At 64.2% G+C, this 18,287-nt stretch carries 19 protein-coding genes, 1 tRNA gene and 1 riboswitch; of the genes, 10 read left to right on the top strand and 10 right to left on the bottom strand.

Annotated elements, in window-relative coordinates; all coding sequences use genetic code 11:
• The first annotated feature begins 26 nt into the window (after nt 1–26).
• The 3 genes from argA (at nt 27) to proP (ending at nt 3,880) form a co-directional block, all read left to right on the top strand.
• Entirely contained in the window at nt 27–1,397 is a 1,371-nt protein-coding gene (gene argA / locus HWX53_RS06495; protein ID WP_175939965.1) for an amino-acid N-acetyltransferase, read from the top strand.
• A 91-nt stretch (nt 1,398–1,488) separates the two neighbouring features.
• On the top strand, nt 1,489–1,761 hold the full coding sequence (locus HWX53_RS06490) for an oxidative damage protection protein (RefSeq protein WP_062636188.1): 273 nt from the start codon (nt 1,489–1,491) through the stop codon (nt 1,759–1,761).
• Between the two features lie 643 nt (nt 1,762–2,404).
• Nucleotides 2,405–3,880 (top strand): glycine betaine/L-proline transporter ProP, encoded by a 1,476-nt coding sequence (gene proP, locus HWX53_RS06485; RefSeq protein WP_175939964.1) that lies wholly within the window; start codon nt 2,405–2,407, stop codon nt 3,878–3,880.
• A gap of 58 nt (nt 3,881–3,938) precedes the next feature.
• On the opposite strand, the gene HWX53_RS06480 is transcribed toward proP, so the two are convergent.
• A complete protein-coding gene (locus HWX53_RS06480; protein WP_244140010.1) occupies nt 3,939–4,400 on the bottom strand; it encodes a metallophosphoesterase family protein in 462 nt (153 codons plus the stop codon).
• A gap of 1 nt (nt 4,401) precedes the next feature.
• The gene (locus HWX53_RS06475) at nt 4,402–4,986 is read right to left on the bottom strand and encodes a TMEM175 family protein (protein WP_175939962.1); all 585 of its coding nucleotides are present in this window, start codon (nt 4,984–4,986) and stop codon (nt 4,402–4,404) included.
• A gap of 187 nt (nt 4,987–5,173) precedes the next feature.
• On the opposite strand from HWX53_RS06475, the gene HWX53_RS06470 reads away from it, so the two are divergent.
• Both HWX53_RS06470 and HWX53_RS06465 read left to right on the top strand, forming a co-directional pair.
• Nucleotides 5,174–5,258: transfer RNA gene (locus HWX53_RS06470), tRNA-Leu, on the top strand.
• A gap of 73 nt (nt 5,259–5,331) precedes the next feature.
• On the top strand, nt 5,332–6,357 hold the full coding sequence (locus HWX53_RS06465; RefSeq protein ID WP_175939961.1) for a DUF1254 domain-containing protein: 1,026 nt from the start codon (nt 5,332–5,334) through the stop codon (nt 6,355–6,357).
• Between the two features lie 195 nt (nt 6,358–6,552).
• On the opposite strand, the gene HWX53_RS06460 is transcribed toward HWX53_RS06465, so the two are convergent.
• Nucleotides 6,553–6,834 carry a hypothetical protein gene (locus HWX53_RS06460; RefSeq protein ID WP_175939960.1) on the bottom strand — a complete coding sequence of 94 codons (282 nt, stop codon included), beginning with the start codon at nt 6,832–6,834 and terminating at the stop codon, nt 6,553–6,555.
• Between the two features lie 187 nt (nt 6,835–7,021).
• On the opposite strand from HWX53_RS06460, the gene HWX53_RS06455 reads away from it, so the two are divergent.
• Both HWX53_RS06455 and HWX53_RS06450 read left to right on the top strand, forming a co-directional pair.
• A complete protein-coding gene (locus HWX53_RS06455) occupies nt 7,022–7,369 on the top strand; it encodes a hypothetical protein (protein WP_175939959.1) in 348 nt (115 codons plus the stop codon).
• 100 nt (nt 7,370–7,469) lie between these two features.
• Nucleotides 7,470–8,717 carry an MFS transporter gene (locus HWX53_RS06450; RefSeq protein ID WP_175939958.1) on the top strand — a complete coding sequence of 416 codons (1,248 nt, stop codon included), beginning with the start codon at nt 7,470–7,472 and terminating at the stop codon, nt 8,715–8,717.
• A 524-nt stretch (nt 8,718–9,241) separates the two neighbouring features.
• On the opposite strand, the gene HWX53_RS06445 is transcribed toward HWX53_RS06450, so the two are convergent.
• The 5 genes from HWX53_RS06445 to HWX53_RS06425 form a co-directional block, all read right to left on the bottom strand.
• On the bottom strand, nt 9,242–9,685 hold the full coding sequence (locus HWX53_RS06445) for a response regulator (RefSeq protein ID WP_241269847.1): 444 nt from the start codon (nt 9,683–9,685) through the stop codon (nt 9,242–9,244).
• 21 nt (nt 9,686–9,706) lie between these two features.
• Entirely contained in the window at nt 9,707–10,339 is a 633-nt protein-coding gene (locus HWX53_RS06440; protein WP_175939957.1) for a response regulator transcription factor, read from the bottom strand.
• Nucleotides 10,340–10,442: 103 nt separating this feature from the next.
• The gene (locus HWX53_RS06435; RefSeq protein ID WP_175939956.1) at nt 10,443–11,018 is read right to left on the bottom strand and encodes a ferritin-like domain-containing protein; all 576 of its coding nucleotides are present in this window, start codon (nt 11,016–11,018) and stop codon (nt 10,443–10,445) included.
• A gap of 157 nt (nt 11,019–11,175) precedes the next feature.
• Entirely contained in the window at nt 11,176–11,337 is a 162-nt protein-coding gene (locus HWX53_RS06430) for a DUF1328 family protein (RefSeq protein ID WP_040048814.1), read from the bottom strand.
• Nucleotides 11,338–11,434: 97 nt separating this feature from the next.
• Complete coding sequence (locus HWX53_RS06425; protein ID WP_159835737.1) at nt 11,435–11,611, bottom strand: DUF1328 domain-containing protein; 177 nt, start codon at nt 11,609–11,611, stop codon at nt 11,435–11,437.
• Nucleotides 11,612–11,775: 164 nt separating this feature from the next.
• On the opposite strand from HWX53_RS06425, the gene HWX53_RS06420 reads away from it, so the two are divergent.
• Both HWX53_RS06420 and HWX53_RS06415 read left to right on the top strand, forming a co-directional pair.
• Complete coding sequence (locus tag HWX53_RS06420) at nt 11,776–13,242, top strand: sensor histidine kinase (RefSeq protein WP_175939955.1); 1,467 nt, start codon at nt 11,776–11,778, stop codon at nt 13,240–13,242.
• 153 nt (nt 13,243–13,395) lie between these two features.
• Nucleotides 13,396–13,530, top strand: a complete 135-nt coding sequence (locus HWX53_RS06415; protein ID WP_175939954.1) for an entericidin A/B family lipoprotein — start codon at nt 13,396–13,398, stop codon at nt 13,528–13,530.
• 133 nt (nt 13,531–13,663) lie between these two features.
• On the opposite strand, the gene HWX53_RS06410 is transcribed toward HWX53_RS06415, so the two are convergent.
• Both HWX53_RS06410 and HWX53_RS06405 read right to left on the bottom strand, forming a co-directional pair.
• Nucleotides 13,664–14,446 carry a DUF4397 domain-containing protein gene (locus HWX53_RS06410; RefSeq protein ID WP_175939953.1) on the bottom strand — a complete coding sequence of 261 codons (783 nt, stop codon included), beginning with the start codon at nt 14,444–14,446 and terminating at the stop codon, nt 13,664–13,666.
• Nucleotides 14,447–14,766: 320 nt separating this feature from the next.
• The gene (locus tag HWX53_RS06405) at nt 14,767–15,702 is read right to left on the bottom strand and encodes an EamA family transporter (protein WP_175939952.1); all 936 of its coding nucleotides are present in this window, start codon (nt 15,700–15,702) and stop codon (nt 14,767–14,769) included.
• A gap of 306 nt (nt 15,703–16,008) precedes the next feature.
• Nucleotides 16,009–16,151, top strand: a riboswitch (TPP riboswitch).
• 127 nt (nt 16,152–16,278) lie between these two features.
• On the opposite strand from HWX53_RS06405, the gene thiC reads away from it, so the two are divergent.
• Nucleotides 16,279–18,210 carry a phosphomethylpyrimidine synthase ThiC gene (thiC, locus tag HWX53_RS06400; protein WP_175939951.1) on the top strand — a complete coding sequence of 644 codons (1,932 nt, stop codon included), beginning with the start codon at nt 16,279–16,281 and terminating at the stop codon, nt 18,208–18,210.
• Nucleotides 18,211–18,287: the final 77 nt, after the last annotated feature.

The following is an 18,287-nucleotide window of genomic DNA, read 5'->3' as shown; positions in this document are numbered from 1 at the left end:
GCATAGCGTCGCATTATAATCCCGGCATGAATTCCCAAACCGACCTCACCCTCGCGTCGCAGCCGCCCGCAAGCGAAGCCGACGCGCCGACTTCCCTCGGCCAGTTCGTCGACTGGATGCGCTCCGTGGCGCCCTATATTCACGCGTTCCGGAACAAGACGTTCGTCGTCGCGTTCGGCGGGGAACTCGTGCAGGAAGGACGGCTGAACGCGCTGGTGCAGGACGTCGGCCTGCTGCACGCGATGGGCATTCAGATCCTGCTCGTCCACGGCTCGCGTCCGCAGCTGGACGAACAGTTGAGCCTGCACGGCGTCGAATCGTCGTTCTCGCATGGACTGCGCATAACGGATGCCCGCGCGCTCGAATCCGCGAAGGAAGCCGCCGGCGAAGTGCGTCTCGACATCGAGGCCGCCATCAGCCAGGGTCTGCCGAACACGCCGATGGCGCACGCGCACATCAGCGTCGTGTCCGGCAACTTCGTGACGGCGCGGCCGGTCGGCATTCTGGATGGCGTCGATTTCCAGCACACGGGCGTCGTGCGCAAGATCGACGGCGATTCGGTGCGCCAGTCGCTCGCGAGCAACAAGATCGTGCTGCTGTCCTCGCTCGGCTTCTCGCCGACGGGCGAAGCCTTCAATCTGTCGATGGAAGACGTCGCGTCCGCCGCCGCCATCGCGCTGCGCGCCGACAAGATCATCTTCGTGACGGAGATTCCGGGCCTCGTCGATCAGGAAGGCGCACTGGTGCGCGAAATGTCGCTGGACGACGCTTACCGCCTGCACGAATCGGGCGAATTGCAGGGCGACACCGCGTTCTATCTGAAACACGCCATTCGCGCCTGTCGCGGCGGCGTGGCACGGGCGCACATCATTCCGTACGCGCTCGACGGCAGCGTGCTCCTCGAACTGTTCCTGCACGACGGCGTCGGCACGATGATCTCGTACGAGAACCTCGAAAGCCTGCGCGAAGCCACGCCCGACGACGTCGGCGGCATTCTCACGCTGATCGAGCCGCTCGAAGCCGACGGCACGCTCGTGCGGCGCGGGCGTCATCAGATCGAGCGGGATATCGATCACTTCTCGGTCATCGAGCACGACGGCGTGCTCTTCGGCTGCGCGGCGCTGTATCCGTACACGCAGGAGCGCATCGGCGAGATGGCGTGTCTCACCGTCGCGCCCGAAGCGCAAGGTTCCGGCGACGGCGAGCGGCTTTTGAAACGCATCGAGCAGCGCGCCCGCGCGCGCGGCCTCACGCGCATCTTCGTGCTGACGACGCGCACGGAACACTGGTTCCTGAAGCGCGGCTTCGTGAAGGTGACGGTGGACGATCTGCCGGAAGACCGCCGCCGTCTCTACAACTGGCAGCGCAAGTCGCTCGTCTTAATGAAACAGCTTTGAACTGACTACGGACGCGCGCCGCGCGTGCCCGGATTGCAAATCATGGAACCGGTAGGCCAAGCCGACACCGGTCGATAAAGGAGAAACACAGATGGCCCGAATGGTTCAATGCGCAAAGCTCGGCAAGGAAGCCGAGGGACTGGACTTCCCGCCGCTGCCGGGCGAACTCGGCAAACGTATCTACGAAACGGTCTCGAAGGAAGCGTGGCAAGGCTGGCTCAAGCAGCAGACGATGCTCATCAACGAAAATCGCCTGAACATGGCCGACCCGCGCGCGCGCCAGTATCTGCTGAAGCAGACGGAGAAGTATTTCTTCGGCGAAGGCGCCGATACGGCCTCGGGATACGTGCCGCCGCAAAGCTAATTTCCGGCTCGCAACCGTCGCAGGAACCGACCCTTCGAGGTCGGTTTTTTATTGCTTGCACGTACCGTTTAGAACATCCGACGCATAGGACACAACTCGGCGCAATCCTAAGCCCTGTAAGGGATAGCGCGGGTCGGGCACTGCCCAAATTACAAGCCGGTTTGCAGATCGTCTGTCATCGTGTTATCATCTTGCTCGTTATCAACAGCAATTCACCATCATTAACGCGCGGCCTGCCCGGCATACCGTTTATCGGGTAACGCGTGGAAGTGACAGTTTTTTATACAAAGAGGCTTGTCGGTTAAGCAGTACGCCGGCCTTTTTCGTTCCAAGCCTTAGTTTTCGCCGACGTTGCGGTTCCACCCGCGGCTGCCTCCCGGCTTGCCGTCCGCGCGTCCAATTCGTTTGTTTTATCCGAGTGCAATTTCGCGACTTCCACCGCGAGGCACCGGCACCGCTTTTCTTCGATCGTCAGCTTCGGGCGCCCTGTCCGACGCTCGGCGGAGCCATTCGCTCTCGTCCTGACGGTCGGAACGGCTCGCGGCGCCGTCACGAAACTGCACTATCCGGCCCATGCGCTGCTCACGCGGCGCGCCCGATGCTTTTCGCGAGCATCCGGCACTCGACACGGAGTCTTCAACCTATGACCGCCCTGAACGACGGCCTTTGGCGCAAGCGCCACACATCGAATCAAGCTAACTCACTTTCCCTCGACGACATCACCATCGTCGACCAATCCCTGCTCAAGCGCGCCGTCGGCGCCATGGCCATCGGCAATGCGATGGAATGGTTCGACTTCGGCGTGTACAGCTACATCGCCGTGACGCTCGGCAAGGTGTTCTTCCCCTCGTCCAGCCCGACCGCGCAGTTGCTCGCCACCTTCGGCACCTTCGCGGCGGCGTTTCTCGTGCGCCCGCTCGGCGGCATGGTGTTCGGGCCGCTCGGCGACCGCATCGGCCGCAAGCGCGTGCTCGCGATGACGATGATCATGATGGCCATCGGCACGTTCTGCATCGGCCTGATTCCGAGCTATGGAAGCATCGGCGTGATGGCGCCGGTGCTGCTGCTCGTCGCGCGCCTCGTGCAAGGCTTCTCCACGGGCGGCGAGTACGGCGGCGCGGCGACGTTCATCGCCGAATTCTCGCCGGACAAGAAGCGCGGCTTCATGGCGAGCTTTCTGGAATTCGGCACGCTCGTCGGCTACGTGCTGGGCGCGGGCGTCGTCGCGGTGCTGACCGGCGCGCTCTCGCAAGATGCGCTCTTGAGCTGGGGCTGGCGCATTCCGTTTCTCATCGCCGGGCCGCTTGGCCTGATCGGTCTCTATATCCGGATGAAGCTAGAAGAAACGCCCGCGTTTCAGCGCGAAGCCGACAAGATGGAAGCGGCCGCGCACGAAACGACCAAGGCGCAGTTCCGCGAAACGCTGCTCGCGCAGTGGAAGCCGCTGTTGCAATGCGTGGGTCTCGTGCTGATCTTCAACGTGACCGATTACATGGCGCTCTCGTATCTGCCGAGCTATCTGTCGGCGACGCTCCAGTTCAACGAGACGCATGGCCTCTTCATCGTGCTCGTGGTGATGGTGCTGATGATGCCGCTCACGCTCTTCGCCGGGCGTCTCTCCGACAAGATCGGCCGCAAGCCGGTGATGCTCGCGGGCTGCGTCGGACTACTGGCGCTGTCCGTTCCGGCGCTCTCGCTGATCCGCATGGGCACGGTGCCTTCGATTTTCGCCGGCATGATGATCCTCGGCGCGCTGCTGTCGACGTTCACGGGCGTGATGCCGTCGTCGCTGCCCGCGCTCTTCCCGACGAAGATCCGCTACGGCGCGCTCGCCATCGGCTTCAACGTGTCGGTGTCGCTCTTCGGCGGCACGACGCCGCTCGTCACCGCCTGGCTCGTCGGCAAGACCGGCAACCTGATGATGCCCGCGTACTATCTGATGGGCGCGTCGGTGATCGGCATCGTCTCGGTGCTCGCATTGCACGAAACGGCGAAGAAGCCGCTGAAGGGCTCGCCGCCCGCGGTCGCCACGCACTCCGAAGCGCATGCGATCCTGCGCGGCCATCGCGAGGCGGCCGAGATGGACGACGGCTTCCCGGAAGGCACGGTCCGCGCGTAAGCGACTGCTGGAAACAAGAAGCGCGAAAGGCCGGCGTCTGACAAGACGCCGGCCTTTTTCATGCGATGAGCGTGACGATGCGCGCCTCGATCCCCGCCTCGCCGATGTCGAGCAGGCCGACGCTGATCGGCAATTTGAAGCGGCGCGGCCCCGCGCTGCCCGGATTCACGAAGAGCACGCCGCCGCGCCGCGCGACGACCGGCTTGTGCGAATGCCCGGTCACGACGACATCGACGCCGTCGAGCCTATCGGGAACATCGGCGATATCGTGCACGACGTGGATCGTCGCGCCGGCCGCTTCGATGCGCGCATGCTCCGGCAGATGCGCGACGCTCGCGGCGACGTCGTTGTTGCCGAGCACGACGGTCAGCGGCGCGAGCGACGCAAGTGCGTCGAGCACCTCATGCTTGCAGATATCGCCCGCATGAATGATGTGCGCGCAATCGCGCAGCGCATCGAGCGCCTCGGGGCGCACGAGATTGTGCGTGTCGGAGATGAGACCGATGCGCGTCGTCGGCAAGTCAATGCTCCTCGCTCGCGAGCATGCGCTCGATGCGCCGGTCCGGCACGAGCCAGCCGGCGGCCACGACCGCATAGATGACCGCCGCGATCCACGGCTGCCAGAACGACGCGGCAATCGCCAGCAGATACAGCGTCACCGACACCTTGCCCTTGCGGTCCGCGCCGACGGCGCGTTCGAGCCGCGTGTTTTCACCGTGCATGGCGATCAGCACGCGCGTCAGGATGTACCAGGCAACGGCCGTCATGAACAGCACGAAGCCGTAGCACGCGGTCGGCACGGCGCTCAGATGGCTCTCGCCCATCCAGTTGGTCGTGAACGGAAAGAGCGACAGCCAGAAGAGCAGATGCAGGTTCGCCCACAACGCCGAGCCGTTCACGCGCCCGATGGCGTGCAGCAGGTGATGGTGATTGCTCCAGTAGATGCCGACATAGACGAAGCTCAACACGTACGCCGCGAGCACGGGCACGAGCGGCGCGAGCGCGGCGAAGTCGTGGCCGTGCGGCACTTTGAGTTCGAGCACCATGATCGTGATGATGATGGCGATGACGCCATCGCTGAACGCTTCGAGCCGGGTTTTGCCCATCGTGTGTCCTTGCGCGTGATCGACGGCCTGCCGTTGCGCGCGTTCTCCGGCGCGCCGGTCCGTCGGCGATTATGCGTGAGGCGTGCGAGGTTGTCGAATGGCTTTCAATAGGCGCGCGTTTGCGGCGGATCGCGCGTCGACGCGGTTTTGGCGCGACCCGGCGCAATGGTAGAATCGCGTCCGCCCTGCCGGGGTGATGAAATTGGTAAACATAGCGGACTTAAAATCCGCCGCCTCACGGCTTGCCGGTTCGAGTCCGGTCCCCGGCACCAGGTCTGCATCGTGTTCTTCACACAAACACGAAAAAACAAAATAAGCAGCATTTCACGCGGTAAGGAGACTCAAGTGAGCGTCAGATCAAGAATCTTCGCGGCAGCGTTTTATTTCGCATTCCTCACGCTCGGGCGCGCAGAGGAGACGCCGAAGCCCGTCACGGCGGACAACTTCAACCGCGCGGAGAGCGATCTCTATTTCCGTCAGGCGGTTTCGCGGGCAAAAGGTCTCGGGGCGTTCGATCACCGCCGGGTTCCTGCTTCCGCAGATTCACAAGTGGTCGTGCGCACCAATCGCGACACGCTCTACTCCGCCGCCGTGTTCGATCTCGACGCCGGGCCGGTGACCGTCACGATGCCCGACGCGGGAAAGCGTTTCATGTCCCTCATGGCCATCGACGAAGACCACTATGTCGCGGGCGTCCACTATGGCGCGGGCAGCTATACCTTCGACCGTCAGCGCGTCGGTACGCGCTATGTGCTGCTCGGCGTGCGCGTGTTCGTCGATCCCAACAGCCCGGACGATCTCGCCAAAGCACATGCGTTGCAGGACGCAATCCGCACCGAGCAGGCAAGTCCGGGCCGCTTCGACGTTCCGGCGTGGGATACCGTCAGTCAGAAAAAGGTTCGCGACGCCCTGCTCGCGCTCGCAACGACGCTGCCCGACACGCACAGGATGTTCGGCTCGCGCGGCGACGTCGATCCGGTGCGCCACCTCATTGCTTCAGCTTCCGGCTGGGGCGGTAATCCGGACAAGGACGCGACGTATCTCACCGTCACGCCGCCCGGAAATGACGGCACGAAAGTCTTCCGGTTGACGGTCAAGGACGTGCCTGTCGATGCCTTCTGGTCCATCACCATGTACAACACGCAAGGCCGTCTTGAGAAGAATGCGTACGACGCGTACTCGGTCAACGACGTCACCGCAAAGAAAAACGTCGACGGCTCGGTCACGGTGCAGTTCGGCGGATGCGACGGCGTGATCCCGAATTGTTTGCCGACGCCGCCTGACTGGACCTACTGGGTGCGGCTGTATCGTCCTCGCGCGGAAATATTGAGTGGCGCGTGGCGGTTTCCGGATGCTCAGCCTGTGCAGTAGAAGACGGCTCGCTCTTTAGCAAACGCCGAAGCTGGCGACAAACAGTGTCAAGGCGCTTCTGCAAGCGCCTTGCTCGGAGGAGTGGTGAGCTTCTGACGCGCGCCGTTGGCGGGTCTCCAAGCGGGTGTCCCGATGCTTAGATGCACGGCGGACGACCGGAGGCCCCCACGTTCCGAAACGCGCGGCAATCCCGCGCTACAGGCCATGCTCAAGAATGCGCGAGACGTAATGCCGGCCCCACGCCTCGCCATGCGCCATCGCCTCCGCGACCGTCGCAAACGGTCCGTGATCTCCCGTCATTTCGCCGGAATCGGTGGCGAGCGTCGTTCCGTGAAGCGGTCGCCCGTCGAGGCGCGCCACGCGCACGCGCACCGCGTAGCCCTCGGCGGACGCATCCGACTGTCCGTCGGCCGGCGGCGATGTCGGCAACGTGGCGAGCGCGAGCACGTAATCGCCTACTTCGATGTCCTTTCGCATGGCGGCAGCCTCCGTCGCGAGCGCATTCGCCGATTGTGCTACCGTGCCGGTCCGCGTAACAAGCGGCCTTCGCTTCGCGCGAAACTCGCGCCGGGCGCGCCGCTCGCGCCATGTTATAAAGCCTTCGCCGCACACTCATCCCACGCTCCGATGCGCGCGCCGCGTCGGGCATCGACCGACTGACTCGATGAACACACGCTCTCGCCTGCTTCTCGCCTTCTCGTTTCCGCTGATGTTGATGGCGGGCTGCACGTCGTACTACCGCAACGTCGAAACGTGCAAGGACAAGGTGCGCGCGGCGTATCCCGATGCGGCGAGCGCGCCGCTCAAGATCACCGGCTCCGGCGCCGCTTATCATGGTTCGCGCGTGGTCGTGCGAGGTGTCATCCCGACGCCGCCGACGCCGCCTGCGAGCAAAAAGACAGACGTCCCCGCCGCAGCCGAATGCACGTTCAGCGAGACGACGCTCACCGGTTTCCGTTGGCTCGCGCCCGAGAAGCTCGCGCCGAAGCCCGCCGCAGACGAAGACGAATGAGGCGCGAGGTTCCACGAGCGCGCTGAGCAAACGTCGCGCGTCTCCAGTATGATCGGCGGCTGGCCGAACGCCGCTTCCCGCCGTCCGACGGAACGAACTCATGTCCGCGCATTCGCATCAGCCGCCTCACTCATCGTCTCACGCACACGCGCCCGAACCTCATCCGCATTATTCGCGGGCCACGCTCTGGCTACTCGCGACCATCGCGGGCGTATCGGTCGCCAATATCTATTTCAACCAGCCGCTGCTCGGCGACTTCCGCGCGTCGTTTCCGCAGAACGCGTATCTGATCGGCGCCGTGCCGACCGCCACGCAGCTCGGCTATGCCCTCGGCATGCTCGTGCTCGCGCCGCTCGGCGATCGCTTCGACCGGCGCATGCTGATCCTGCTTCAGCTCGCCGCGCTGGGCGTCTCGCTCGTCGCCGCATGCGCCGCGCCGACGCTCGCGGTGCTGATCGCGGCGAGTCTCGCGATCGGCGTCGTAGCGACGATCGCGCAGCAAGCCGTGCCGTTCTCCGCCGAACTCGCGCCGGCCGCCGAGCGCGGCCACGCAGTCGGCACCGTGATGAGCGGGCTTTTGCTCGGCATCCTGCTCGCGCGCACGGTGTCGGGTTTCGTCGCGCAGTACTTCGGCTGGCGCGCGGTGTTCGGCGCATCTGTCGTGGCGACCATCGCGCTCGCCGTCGTCGTGCTGATGCGACTGCCGAAGAGCCGGCCGACATCCACGCTTCCCTACGGCAAGCTGCTCGTCTCGATGTGGCATCTCACCGTCGAGAATCCCGGCCTGCGCGAAGCCGCGCTGACGGGCGGCGCGCTCTTCGCCGGCTTCAGCGCGTTCTGGTCGCTGCTCACGCTCTTGCTCGCGGGCGAGCCGTTTCACATGGGACCGCAGGCGGCGGGGCTCTTCGGCATCGTCGGGGCGGCCGGGGCGCTCGCTGCGCCGCTCGCGGGAAAGTCGGCGGACAAACGCGGGCCGCGCGCGGTGATCTCGCTGTCGATCGGGCTCGTCGCGTTGTCGTTCGTCGTGTTCGCGCTGTCGGCGCGCAGCATCGCGGGGCTGGTCGTCGGCGTGATCGTGCTGGATATCGGCGTGCAGGCCGCGCAGATATCGAACCAGTCGCGTATCTATGCGCTCAAGCCCGAGGCGCGCAGCCGCGTGAACACGGTCTACATGGTGGCGTACTTCATCGGCGGCGCGGCGGGCTCGGCGCTGGCGTCGCTCGCGTGGCATGCGATGGGATGGACAGGCGTCTGTCTCGTCGGGCTCGCGGCGACCGGGCTCGCAGGTTTCAGTCATTGGCGCGGGCGCGAGCGGCGGCTCGTTTCGCGGCAGGTGCGAGAGGAGTGACGAGCCGCGATGACGGTTTGGCGTGCGCTTACGCGAGTCGAGCGGCGTTCCCGCGTCTGAGACTCGCGGAAATGACAGGCGAGAACGGCAGCGCGTACGCTTGCGGACGTTGGAGCGGCGGTTCATCGCCTGGCGACTTCGCGACGAAGGAGTCGAGTCGTACGAATACCTTCAGGCCGAGTCGAGCTGCGGCATGTTTGCGGTAAGGACACGCAGTTGCTTGAGCCGCAACGGATAAGCACACGTGCAGGCGAAGCCGCGCGGGGCCTTTGGAGGAAAGCAGAACCGCAACGAGTACGTCGCCGGATGTGGCAAGCCGAGAACGGACGCGCCTACGGTCGAGCAGGCTGAAGCCCCGACTGACTAATTCAAGTTCTCGAGATTGATGTGACCCACAACGGATATGCACACGGTCACAAACCCGAATAGGACGGATCAGGCCGCCACGAATGCGCCACGCCTAGTCGCATCGCGCGACGGCTGACTGCCTTGGACAGCACCGCGATACGTCGCGCCAAAGCACCTCAAACCCGCTCCCGCGCATAATCCCACAACGCATCGAGCACGCGGTCGAACTCCAGCGACTTGTCGAAGAAGTGCCGCGCGCCGTATTGCAGACACCGCTCGCGATACGCCGGCAATGCGTGGTTGGTCAGCACGACGACGAAAGCGCCCTCGGCGACTCCCGACCGGTCCGCGTTCTTAAGCCAGGCGAGCACGTCGATGCCCGAGCCGCGCTTCAGTTGCAGATCGACGATGACCGCGTCGAACCGCTGCGACGACAGAAGCGCGATTGCCTCGTCGGGCGCATCGGCGAAAGCGGTCACGCGCCACGGACCGAGCGCCTCGATCGCTTCGGTGAGACTGCGCCGGATCAGCGGCGAATCTTCGATCAGCAGCACCGCGAGCGGCCCGCCGCGCGGCTCATGCCGCCCTTTCGAATCGTCGGTGATGATGTGGTCGCCCACGGCAGGCATCCTCCGCAAGCACTATTCGATCAATCCGTTTTTGATCGCGTAGTACGTCAGATCGGCGTTGTTCGAGAGCCGCATCTTTTCCAGCACGCGCGCTCGGTACGTGCTCACCGTCTTCACCGAAAGATGCAGTTCCTGTGCGATTTCCGTCGGAATCCGGCCGCCCGCGAGCTTGCAGAAAATCTGGAATTCGCGCTCCGACAGCAACTCGTGCGGCCGCTCGGCGGCGGGCTTGTCGAGCTTGTCGGCGAGCGCATCCGCGATGAATTCGGACAGGTAACGATGCCCGCGCGCCACCGTGCGAATGGCGCGCACGATCTCGTCCGGCGCGGCGTCCTTGTTCAGGTAGCCGTTCGCGCCCGCCTTCAGCAGATTGATCGCGTACTGGCTCTCCGGAAAGCCCGACAGCATCAACACGCCCTGCTGCGGCCGGATCTGCTTGATGACCCGCAAGGTGTCCACGCCGTTCTTGTCCGGCATGGCGATGTCGAGCAGCACCACGTCGAACGCCGTTTCGCGTACGAGCGCGATGGTTTCATCGCCCGTCGATGCTTCCGCCGCCACTTCCATGTCCGGCTCGTCCGCGACGAACTGCCTGAACCCGCTGCGCACGATCGCATGGTCGTCGGCTATCAAGACTCGAATCATTCACGCCGTCCGCGCTGCTGTGATGAAAGAACGGTGATTCTACCGAGGCAGGCGTGAAAGCCATGCGCGGCGCAGCACGCACCGCGCCCAAGGCTTACGACGCTTACCCGTTGCGGCCTTCCAGCAGGTCGGCCATGTCGTCCGCGTGCTCTTCCTCGACGGCGAGAATCTCCTCGAAGATGCGGCGCGTGGTGACATCCTTGTCGCCGAGATAGCGAATGATCTCGCGGTACGTGTCGATCGCGATGCGCTCGGCGATCAGGTTCTCGCGAATCATGTCGATGAGATCGGCGCCTTCCTTGTATTCCGAATGCGAACGCGACTTGAGGCTGTCCGGCGCGAAGTCCGGCGAGCCGCCCAGCTGCACGATGCGCTCCGCGAGCATGTCGGCGTGTTCCTGCTCCTCGGTCGCGTGCTCGGCGAATTCCTTCGCAACGGCTTCCGAGTGAATGCCCTTCGCCATGAAGTAGTGGCGCTTGTAGCGCAGCGTGCAGACCCACTCGGTGGCGAGCGCGTCGTTGAGCAGCTTCAGCACGGTTTCGCGGTCGGCGGCATAGGTCGACGTGACCGGGCCTTCGTCCATGTGCTGCCGCGCGTCGTTCCGGATTTTTTCCACATCGAGGACGAAAGCGTCCTTGGACTGGCCCGGCGCGGTCGATACAGCAGATGAATCGGACATGTGTTTGCTCCTGTGAATTGGGGGATGGACGGATGCGTCGAGCGAATCGCCGTGCTTCATAGCGTTCCGCTATTCGATCATCGTCCGCGATGCATGGCGCGTGCCCGCTCCGCTCTATCGTCCGATGAGCGGGCGCGGGCACGACGATTCGGCAACGTCACGTCCTGAAGACACCGAGCAGCAGCGTCACGACGAACACGACGAGGAAAATATAAAACAGGATCTTCGCAATTTCAGCGGCGCCGGCCGCGATGCCCGTGAAGCCGAACACCGCCGCGATGATCGCGATGACGAAGAAAACGGCTGCGTAGTGAAGCATGGGACCCTCCTCGTGATTGTTCTAAGGTCGTTCAAGGTCGGCCGGGCATGGCGCGAACCGCCACCCCGGCATGGCAGCGCTTACACGAGCAACGCCGCTAATCGACCGCTTTCTTGGTGATGACGAACCCCAGCACCAGAAACACGACGCAAAGAATCAGGAACAGCACGAACAGGAACTTGGCAATGGTCGCGGCGCCCGCGGCAATGCCCGTGAAGCCCAGCAAGCCGGCGATCACAGCGACGATCGCGAAAAACAGAGCCCATCTCAGCATGATCGCTCCCCGTAGGAATGGTTGACGCACTCATGCTAGCCGCGCGTTCTGCCGCGCGCATTCGGGCTGGCTCCTTTTTTGCTGTGAGAATCCACCGACATTTGCTTTCAAATCGGCTGCGCGAAGCGCGCCATCTGCCTCGTCGCCGCATCGAGAACCACGCCATGAGCCACCTTCCTCACGCCGCGCTTGCCGGCATCGCGCAGGACGACTCGTCCGCACCGACGGCGAGCCGGGGCACGCGCGCCGGCTTCGCGCGCATCAATGAATGGATGCATCGGTATAGCTGGGCCGTCGCGATGACGGTGGCGATCGTGATTACCGTCGGCGGGCTCGTGATTCTGGAGTCGGGCCGCATGCGCATTGCCGCCGAATACGAAACCGCGCTCGACGCCAAGAGCGCGACCGCGCAGCTTTCGGCGCTCGCGGCGGACATCGCGACGCTGTCCGCGCAGGGACAAGCGATCGCGCTGAAACCGGACGCCGCCTACAAGAACCAGTTCGAAGCGACCGCCGCGCACGTGCGCCGCGCGCTCGCCACGCTCGATGCCTACTATCGCCGCATCGGCGACGACACCGCGCTCGCGAGCTTCGCGCAGATTCGCGCGGCGGCCAACGACGCCATCGAGCGCAGCGCGGCGCCATCGGCCGCGCCTTCGGATGCATCGGCCGACAAGGACATGACGCTCGACGCCGCGCTCTCGCTCTTGCGCCTGAACGAAGAGCAGCGCGCGCAACACGCGCTCGACGCGAGCCGCGCCGATCAGCGCATTTCGACGCTGTGCGTGGCCGCGCTCTGCGCGCTGAACATCGTGTTGTTTCTGCTGCTGTTCCGCAATCTCGGCATCCAGCTCGATAAGCAAGATCGCGTTCAGCGCGAACTCATCACGCAGCAGGAGGAACTGGATCGGCTCGTCTTCGAACGCACGCGGCAACTGGAAGCGCTCGCGTGGCATTTGCAATCGGTCAGCGAGGATGAAAAGACGCAACTCGCCCGCGAACTGCACGACGAACTCGGCTCGATCCTGACCGCGAGCAAGATGGATGTCGCGTGGGTGCGCGGCAAGCTGCGCGAATCGGAGCCGGCAATGGCCGAGAAACTGTCGCGCGCCATCGGCAATCTGGATCAGGGCATCGCGCTCAAGCGGCGGATTATCGAGGACATGCGACCGACGGTGCTCGCCAACTTCGGTCTCGTCACGGCGCTGCGTTCGCTCGTGGACGAAGCCGCGCAGCGCAACGGCTGGACGGTCGAAGCCGATCTGCCGGACGACGAAGTGAAGCTCGGCGAAGCCATCGAAATCGCGCTCTTTCGCGTGGCGCAGGAAACGCTGACAAACGCCGCGAAGTACGCGCATGCGAGCCGCATTCGCATTGCGCTCACGCTCGACCCGGCGAACGTCGCGCTTTCGATCGACGATGACGGCATCGGCATCCGGCCGCAGGATTTGAAGCGCACGCAGACGCACGGACTGGTCGGCATGCGGCAGCGCGTGTCGGCGCGCGGCGGGCGCTTCGAGATAGAGCGCGCGACGCCGCATGGAACCAGCATTCGGGTGTCGATGCCGCGCGACCGCGTGCATGCGGATGCGGACGTGGATGACGGCCCGCCGGCACGCGCCGCCGCGTAGGACGATGCCGACGCGAAATACGGAATCCGCCGACACGAAAAACACATGTGTGCTTACAGCGCGCGCTCCGGCGCTTTTTTAAGATTATTCACACCGGTGAGGCCCATCGATAAGCAGCGGCCAATCCAGACATTTACTTCAAGGGGATTGAACATGACTCGAATCATCGCTTTGCTGCTGATCGCGGGCACCGCTGCGCTGGCAGGCTGCAATACCATCTCGGGCGCAGGTCAGGACATTTCGAAGGGCGGCCAGGCTATTTCGAACTCGGCGGAAGAACATAAATAAGCTGAGGCGCTCTATCAACGTAGCGTAGTTCCTGTCATCTCGCCGCCTTGCGCGGCGAGATTTTTTTTGTGCGTTAAAAAACCCGCCCGAGACCGCTCGGGCGGGTTTTCGTGACGGCCTGACGCGCAAGCGCTTACTGCGTATCCGGCAACTCCAGCGCCGGCGTCTGGGTGTTGCCGCCCTGCGCCACCAGCACCCGAATCTTGTACGGCACGACCTGCGACAGCGCGTTGCCCGAAGGCAGCGTCGTCACGAGCCAGTCCGCGTTATTGCCGAGATTGAACGAAGCCGACTTGTACACCGGCGTCTTCGAACCCGGCAGCGTCGCGATCAACTGATACGTGCCGCCCGAAACATAGATCGAGTCCTGCGTGCTCGCCGGAACCGCGCTCTTGAAGGCGATGCTCGGCATCGTCGCGTTGACCGTCGCGATGTTCGTCCCCGGCGCGACCAGATACAGATCGAGATTCTGCGCGTTCGCCGATGCGTTGAAGCCGCGCACGCGCGCGCTCGTCGACAGGAGACCTTTGTCGAACGGATCGTCGATCACGGCGATCGACGGCAGGAAGCCCGCGTCCGGCAGCGCGATGACCGTGTATTCGTGGCCTTTCGCCGCGTTGCTGATGCTCGAATTGGACGCGAGCTGGGTCGTCGTGTTCACGGCCGCGTAGCCGAAGTTGTGCTGGCCCGTGCCGATGTTCGCGAAGTTGGTCACCGCCTTGTAGCCGATGTTCGGTTGCAGCACCTTGCCGTTATCGTAGAAATCGACGTTCGGGCCGCTCGGAATCGCGTGGACGAAATGAACCTGCGCTTGCGTGAGGCCGAGTTCCTTGCCGACGTCGTCCGAACTTCCGCCGCATGCGGACAGGAGCGAAGCGACGGCAGCGAGCGCCGTGACGGTGCGGATGAGCTTCATGTGCCACCTTCCTTTTTGTGATCGTTGATGGTGTCGTGAAGGCTGCGGACGGCGGGCGGATGGCCCGCAACGCCGCGTCCTCGCCGCAAAGAACGCGTCTTGGTTTCATCGGAATGACGCGCCTCGCGGGTGGCGCATAAAGAGCAACACCCGTGCCCTTTTGCGGTGCGCGAGCGGCGCGACTCCGCCTGCAAGCCTTATTGCGCAAGGCTGCGGCATTCGTTAGAGGATTCGTTCGGGGCGCGAGAGCGCAGCGGCGTGTGCGCGGCTTCGAGCGCTGCGCGGGCGTGTTTCTTACAAGCGAAGCGAACGAAAGGCACTCACACCAACCCGCGCCGTCGATAATCGAACCAGAAAGAAAGCCCGACGCTCAGCAGAATGACGACCGTCGCAATGACGGTCCAGCGCGTGATCGCCTCGCCGAGCAACAGCGCGCCGAGCAACACCGCGACCACCGGGTTCACGTACATGCAGCTGCTCGCGATGATCGGGCTCGTATGCCGGATCAAAAAGCCGTAGGCGACATACGCGGCCATCGTCCCGACGAGCATCAGATACAGAAACGACAGCCCCGGCACGAAGCCGATGCCCGAGAGCCGCTCGCCCGAGAGCAACGCGACCGTCGTCGAGATTGAACCGCCGAGGCCGATCTGCAGCGCCGTCGACATGAAGAGGTCCGACGGCAGCTTGACGCGGCTCGCGAGGTGCGCCCCGCCCGCCCAGAAGATCGCGCCGCAGAGAATCGCGATGCTGCCCGCGGTCGAGCCGGAGGACGAATCGCCGTGGTTCAGCAACACGATGCCGACGAGCCCGAGCCCGACCGCCACCCACTCGCCCTTCGCGATGCGCCGGCCCGTGAGCGCGGCGATGATCGTCGCGAAAAGCGGCACGGTGGCGACCATCACGGCGGCCGTCCCGGTCTCGACGGTCCGCATGCCGTAGGCGAGCATCCCGCTGGACAAGCCGACGAGCAGCGTGCCGACGAGCGCGGCATTACGCGCTTCGGCCAACGTCGGCCAGACCGGCTTGCGGCGCGCCGCGAACACGAAGAGCCCGATGCCCGCGAACAGATTGCGCAAGCCGGAAAGCAAAAGCGGCGGAAACGACGCGAGCGACAGATGCACGGCGAGATATGTCGATCCCCACACGAGATAGACGACGGCCAGCGCGAGCGCGACTTGTCCCTTGTGCGAACGCGGCGCGCGAAACGGAAAACAATCGGGCAACGAAAACGGCAGGCGCGGCGGCTTGGACATGCGTTATCCGGCCAGCGTGCAAGACCGAGCCGTGTCTTCGATCCGACAGACGGCAATTGAACGGGCGAAAGCTCCGGCGCGACAAACGAGACAGGACGACATGGCGAAACAGTTGGAATGCGAACGCGGACGCAGAGGAGAAACAGCACAAGACGCGGGGCGTCGATTGCGGCTGCCGGGCGGTCAGGGAAAACACGCAGGCCGGGGCGAGCGACATTATGCAGTAAGCGCCCCGCGCGATCGACGAATCGCCGGACGAATTTTCGGATGGTTGCCAACACGCCACGCTGCGGTGTATGGTGGCGGCTGCTAACGCGGGGGTCCTGCGTTGCGCATCGCGATTGCGGCCGGTTTCATCGAGCGCAGTCGCCTCGCGCGGCGCGGGTGAGAAATACCCTTTGAACCTGATCTGGATAATGCCAGCGCAGGGAAGCGTTCGGGTTTCGACAGTCGCGCCGCATCAGACTACTTCTTCCGAACCCGTACCTTTCCGTCTCGTTCCTCCCTGTTTAGCTCCTGAGTCAGCCGAGCGCGGCAACGCTCGCATGTCAACACGTCCCACAGGAGAGACAGCACATGAATGCCAATCCCAAGTTTCTGTCGGAAAACGCCGTCGTCGACGCCGCCGCCATCGCCCCGCTGCCGAATTCGCGCAAGGTCTACGTGACCGGCTCGACGCCCGACATTCGCGTGCCGATGCGCGAGATCACGCAGTCGGACACGCCGGACGGCTTCGGCGGCGAGAAGAATCCGCCGGTGTACGTGTACGACACGTCCGGCCCGTACACCGATCCGGACGCGAAAATCGACATTCGCTCGGGATTGCCCGCGCTGCGCGCCGGCTGGATCGAGAAGCGCGGCGACACGGAAGAACTGGCGGGCCTGTCGAGCGAATTCGGCCGCGAGCGCGCCGCCGATCCGAAAACGGCCGAACTGCGCTTTCCCGGCCTGCATCGCAAGCCGCGCCGCGCCATCGCCGGCAAGAACGTCACGCAGATGCACTACGCGCGCGCGGGCATCGTCACGCCGGAGATGGAATACATCGCCATCCGCGAAAACCAGCGTCGCGCCGAGTATCTCGAAAGCCTGCGCAAGAGCGGCCCGAACGGCGAAAAGCTCGCGCAGATGATGGGCCGCCAGCATCCCGGACAGGCGTTCGGCGCGGCGGCGTTCGGCAAGGACGCGCTCAAGGAAATCACGCCTGAGTTCGTGCGCGAAGAAGTGGCGCGCGGCCGCGCGATCATTCCCGCGAACATCAATCACCCGGAAAGCGAGCCGATGATCATCGGCCGCAACTTCCTCGTGAAGATCAACGCGAACATCGGCAATTCGGCGGTCACGTCGTCCATCGGCGAGGAAGTCGACAAGATGACGTGGGCGATCCGCTGGGGCGGCGACACGGTGATGGACCTGTCCACCGGCAAGCACATTCACGAGACGCGCGAGTGGATCATCCGCAATTCGCCGGTGCCGATCGGCACGGTGCCCATCTATCAGGCGCTCGAAAAGGTCAACGGCAAGGCCGAAGACCTGACGTGGGAAATTTTCCGCGACACGCTCATCGAGCAAGCCGAGCAAGGCGTCGATTACTTCACGATCCACGCGGGCGTGCGGCTGCAATACGTGCCGCTGACGGCGAATCGCATGACGGGCATCGTGTCGCGCGGCGGCTCGATCATGGCGAAGTGGTGCCTCGCGCATCACAAGGAGAGCTTCATCTACGAGCACTTCGAAGACATCTGCGAAATCATGAAGCAATACGATGTCTCGTTCTCGCTCGGCGACGGCCTGCGCCCCGGCTCCATCTACGACGCGAACGACGAAGCGCAGTTGGGCGAGCTGAAGACGCTCGGCGAACTCACGCAAATCGCGTGGAAGCACGACGTGCAGGTGATGATCGAAGGTCCGGGCCACGTGCCGATGCAGCTCATCAAGGAGAACATGGACCTGCAGCTGCAATGGTGCGACGAGGCGCCCTTCTACACGCTCGGGCCGCTCACCACCGACATCGCGCCGGGCTACGACCACATCACCTCGGGCATCGGCGCCGCGATGATCGGCTGGTTCGGCACCGCGATGCTCTGCTACGTCACGCCGAAGGAGCACCTCGGCTTGCCGAACAAGGACGACGTGAAGGAAGGCATCATCACGTACAAGCTCGCGGCGCACGCGGCGGATCTGGCGAAGGGCCATCCCGGCGCGCAGGTGCGGGACAACGCGCTCTCGAAGGCGCGCTTCGAATTCCGCTGGGAAGATCAGTTCAACCTCGGCCTCGACCCGGACAAGGCGCGCGAATTCCACGACGAAACGCTGCCGAAGGACTCCGCGAAGGTCGCGCACTTCTGCTCGATGTGCGGCCCGCACTTCTGCTCGATGAAGATCACGCAGGACGTGCGCGACTTCGCCGCGAAGCAGGGCGTGAGCGAAACCGACGCGCTCACCCACGGCATGCAGACGAAGGCGATCGAGTTCGTGAAGAAGGGCGCGGAAATCTACCAGCCGACGTGATGCGCCGTTTCTGACGGACTGAAACCTCACCGGAAAAACGGCCTGTCGCGCGGCGAGCGCGACAGGCCGTTTTGCTT

The sequence above is a fragment of the Caballeronia sp. BCC1704 genome (genome assembly GCF_902833455.1).
GTDB lineage: Bacteria > Pseudomonadota > Gammaproteobacteria > Burkholderiales > Burkholderiaceae > Caballeronia.
Note: the sequence above shows the minus strand (reverse complement) of the source record. Positions and strands in the feature narration are given on the sequence as shown.

Bases quoted from the DNA above. Each gene is read 5' to 3' on its own strand.
- HWX53_RS06450 (WP_175939958.1), top strand. From the start codon at position 7,470: ATGTCCGCGCATTCGCATCAGCCGCCTCACTCATCGTCTCACGCACAC.
- HWX53_RS06490 (WP_062636188.1), top strand. From the start codon at position 1,489: ATGGCCCGAATGGTTCAATGCGCAAAGCTCGGCAAGGAAGCCGAGGGA.
- proP (WP_175939964.1), top strand. From the start codon at position 2,405: ATGACCGCCCTGAACGACGGCCTTTGGCGCAAGCGCCACACATCGAAT.
- HWX53_RS06475 (WP_175939962.1), bottom strand. From the start codon at position 4,986: ATGGGCAAAACCCGGCTCGAAGCGTTCAGCGATGGCGTCATCGCCATC.
- HWX53_RS06460 (WP_175939960.1), bottom strand. From the start codon at position 6,834: ATGCGAAAGGACATCGAAGTAGGCGATTACGTGCTCGCGCTCGCCACG.
- HWX53_RS06430 (WP_040048814.1), bottom strand. From the start codon at position 11,337: ATGCTTCACTACGCAGCCGTTTTCTTCGTCATCGCGATCATCGCGGCG.
- HWX53_RS06420 (WP_175939955.1), top strand. From the start codon at position 11,776: ATGAGCCACCTTCCTCACGCCGCGCTTGCCGGCATCGCGCAGGACGAC.
- HWX53_RS06440 (WP_175939957.1), bottom strand. From the start codon at position 10,339: ATGATTCGAGTCTTGATAGCCGACGACCATGCGATCGTGCGCAGCGGG.
- argA (WP_175939965.1), top strand. From the start codon at position 27: ATGAATTCCCAAACCGACCTCACCCTCGCGTCGCAGCCGCCCGCAAGC.
- HWX53_RS06405 (WP_175939952.1), bottom strand. From the start codon at position 15,702: ATGTCCAAGCCGCCGCGCCTGCCGTTTTCGTTGCCCGATTGTTTTCCG.
- HWX53_RS06435 (WP_175939956.1), bottom strand. From the start codon at position 11,018: ATGTCCGATTCATCTGCTGTATCGACCGCGCCGGGCCAGTCCAAGGAC.
- HWX53_RS06410 (WP_175939953.1), bottom strand. From the start codon at position 14,446: ATGAAGCTCATCCGCACCGTCACGGCGCTCGCTGCCGTCGCTTCGCTC.
- HWX53_RS06425 (WP_159835737.1), bottom strand. From the start codon at position 11,611: ATGCTGAGATGGGCTCTGTTTTTCGCGATCGTCGCTGTGATCGCCGGC.
- HWX53_RS06415 (WP_175939954.1), top strand. From the start codon at position 13,396: ATGACTCGAATCATCGCTTTGCTGCTGATCGCGGGCACCGCTGCGCTG.
- HWX53_RS06455 (WP_175939959.1), top strand. From the start codon at position 7,022: ATGAACACACGCTCTCGCCTGCTTCTCGCCTTCTCGTTTCCGCTGATG.
- thiC (WP_175939951.1), top strand. From the start codon at position 16,279: ATGAATGCCAATCCCAAGTTTCTGTCGGAAAACGCCGTCGTCGACGCC.